This is a genomic window from Methanobrevibacter sp. (assembly GCF_030539555.1).
In the GTDB taxonomy this organism is placed as follows: Archaea; Methanobacteriota; Methanobacteria; order Methanobacteriales; family Methanobacteriaceae; genus Methanocatella.
On record NZ_JAUNXX010000026.1, the window covers coordinates 1 to 3,721 of the forward strand.

Below are 3,721 nucleotides of genomic sequence, written 5' to 3' on the forward strand. Positions count from 1 at the left end.
AATTCTATATTTTTAGAAAATAGGGAAAGTAGTGCAGATAATTATGCTAGTTTTGTTTTAAATACAGGTAACGTGACTATTGATGACAACTGGTGGGGAACAACTGCTCAAAACCATCCAGAAACTTTCGGTTCTAACTTCGTTCAGGGTGCAGAACCTAATAAATGGTTGTTCATAAAATCTGATGTCAGTTCTGATAAAATTGGTTATAATGAGACTTCCACAATCAAATATGTTTTATATTCACATGACGGAACAGAAATAAGTGAATTTGACAATTCCCTATTGCCTAATATCACTTTTGATGTAACTTCTGATAATGGTGGATTAGATAAGAATGCGGTTTCTTTAAATGAAGAGTTTACATATACGGCAGTTAACCCAGGATCTGCTAATATATATATTCACTGTAATAATATGATATATGAAACATATATTAAAGGACCTTACATGGTTCCTATAGTTGATGTTCCATTCACAATGTATGCTAACCAGCCTTTAAATAAAAAAGAATTAATCAAAACGGCTGACGATAAATATGGTTCCATAACTTTATCTATCAATGATTCATCATTAATTAATTTGAATAGTGATGTAAAGGATATTAGGGCACGAACCACTGAAGGGACTGCAAAACTTACATTCACATATGAGGGATCAACAATTTATGATGCCGAAACATTTGAAATGGTTGTCAGAGTTTTAAAAGTTCCTATTGTCTTAAATGTGACTAATATTGAAAGTAATGAAATTACCTTAAATGTCACTGATACACTGGACATAGATATTGAAGGTATTGTGGACAGTATCCATTCTGGCTATGCTACTTCTGGAATTACTGTAATAGCCTATAAGTTTGAAAGTAGTATAATTTCATTTACCTATGATTATACTGGTGTAACCGGAGACCCAAGTTATTATGCAACAGGACATATTACAGCTTTAACCGGCGGAACAACAAATTTAACAATTTGCCTTGCAGATACTAATGCTGAAAAATTCAAATGTGAAAACTATACAATCAAAATCACTGTAAATAAAATCCCAACTGAAGTCACTGCTGAGGATATTAATCCTTTAAAAGTGGATGACGAATCAGGTGTCAGTGCTGATTTCTATGTCAACGGAACCTTAAACACCGAAACTGCTTTAACTTATGAAAGCAGTGATGAAAATGTTATCAGATTCACTTCAGGCAGTAACTTTAAGGCAGTTGGTAACGGTACTGCAGTAATCACTGTTAAATTCAATGGAAACTCAACACATGAGGCTTCATCTAAAGAAATTACAGTAACTGTAAACAAATATGACTCTGAAATCACATTAACTTCAGATAATGCAACCCCTAAATATTTACAAACAATCACTATCACTCCTAGTGTGGGACCTGATGGTGCCACTGGTACTGTAACTTACTATATTGGTGATAATAACATTTCAGAGGCTTTAGGATTAAATGTTCCATTTGAATTTACAGTTGACCGTGTTGGAGAATTCAACATCACTGCCAAATACAGCGGTGATTACAAATACAGTGAAAGTAAGAAAAACATTACAATCACTTCCTCAAAAGCAGACACCACTGCAAGCGTTGTGGTTTCAAAAGATAAATCCTATCCTGAAGAAGTAACCGTTACAGTAAATTCAATCATTGCAGGTGATTACACAATTGATATTAATGGAACTGAAGTGACTGTAACCATTCCTGACGGTGAAACATCTGCCACAGCAACCCATAAGTTCGGTGCGGATTCATATTATGCAAACATCACCGGCGTTCCTGAATCAGATTTATACAACATAAATGTTGAAAATGACACATTCTCTGTTGCTAAAGGAGAAAACAATGCAGTTATTACAATAGCTAGTGAAAATTACTTGCCTGGACCTGTTAATGTTCAGGTCACAGGTGTGAAAGGAACATATGTTGTAAGATTTAACAACGGCAAGGAAGTGACTGTTGTTGTGGATGAGGATGGTCAAACCGGTGAAAACACTATTGAACTGATCGCCGGTGACTATGAAGCGGAAATCATTTCATGTGACAATGACAATTACACTACAACCGCTGATCCGGTTCACTTTGAAGTACTCAAATCACAAAACATTGTTGTTGTAACTGTGGATGATGTTTACTTGCCTGGAAATGTCATTGTTAAAGTCAAAGCAAACGCAACAGGCATTTACACTGTTGAGTTTAATGACTCTGAAAAAACTAAAGTAACCGTCAGTATCACAACACCTAATGGCGAAGGAAGCAATGCAACCGCTATATTAAAAGCGGGTTCCTATTCAGCAAATGCAACATTCGCTGATAATGATAACTATACTTCAACAATTACTAATGATACTTTTGAAGTCAAAAGATCCGACATTAAATTAGAAATTGTAGTTAAATCTGAAAACGGAAATCAAATCGTCTATGGAAATAATGTAACCGGTTATATTAAAACAAATGTCAGCGGAACTTATACTGTTAAATTAGCTAATTCAGAACCATTTTATATCACAACAGACGGTGTAAATAACTTCGAATTTAACAAATCTGTGCCTCTTGATGTGGGAGACTATTATGCAGTAATAAGTGTGGACCAGCAGGATGATTACAATGCTAATTCAGTTGAGTACTTATTTAAAGTAGTTCAGACACCTACACCATTCAATCCAACATCCACTAAAGAGGAATATACTTATGGTGAGGAGATTATTCTTGAAATTGAATTGCCTGGTGATGCTACAGGTAAAGTGACATTTAGATATGATGGCACTAATATTGGTGAAATTGAAGACGTAACTTCAACTCAAACAATTTCATTAGGCGTTCTTGATGCTAATTCAGACTATACAATCATAGCTAATTACAGTGGGGATAATAACTATCAGGGTATAGAAAAAGAAATCAGTTTCAAAGTAAACAAAGCAAACAATTATATTGAAGTATTTGTGGATAAAGAGACCACATATCCTAACAATGTAACAATTAAAGTTAATGCAACAGTTGCCGGAACATATCAAGTCAATGTTTCAGGAACCGTTTATGAGATTGAAGCAAATACCTCCAGCATCAGCCATAAATTCGATGCAGGAGAATATTATGCAAATGTAACATACTCTGATAAAAACTACAACGGAATAACCGCAAACGCCACATTCACTGTTAATAAGGGCATCAATGACATTAAAGTGGATGTTAGTTCTTCAACTTATCCGAATAATGTCACTGTCAGGGTCATGGCTACTGTTGGCGGAACATATAATGTAACAGTCAATAAGAAAACTTATGAAATTGAGGCAAATGGCAGTGGAATCAGCATTCATTTGGCTGCCGGCAGTTATGAGGCAAATCTGATTGATTATGAAAGGGATAACTATATTGCCCAAACAGAAAACGCAACATTCACAGTTTCAAAAGCAATCGCTGTTGTTGTTGTAAGTGTTGAAAATACAACATTGCCTGGAAACCTCACTGTTAAAGTGGTTTCAAACATGCCAGGCAATTATAAGGTCACTATTAACGATACTTCTGTTGATGTTGCAGTGGGACCTGACGGTAATGGAAATGCTTCCATTTATCTACCTGCAGGAAAAGGTTATCTTGCAAACACTTCATTTGCAGACAGCGAAAACTACACAATATTCATAACTCCTGCTGTATTTGATATTAATAAGGCGGATAATAATATTGTTGTTTCAGTTGAAAGCGTTGAATATCCTGATGTGG

At 35.2% G+C, this 3,721-nt stretch carries 1 protein-coding gene; it reads left to right on the top strand.

Annotated elements, in window-relative coordinates; translation table 11 throughout:
• Positions 1-3,721: Ig-like domain repeat protein (locus Q4Q55_RS06110; protein WP_303371938.1), on the top strand; the 3,721-nt coding region annotated here is incomplete at both ends.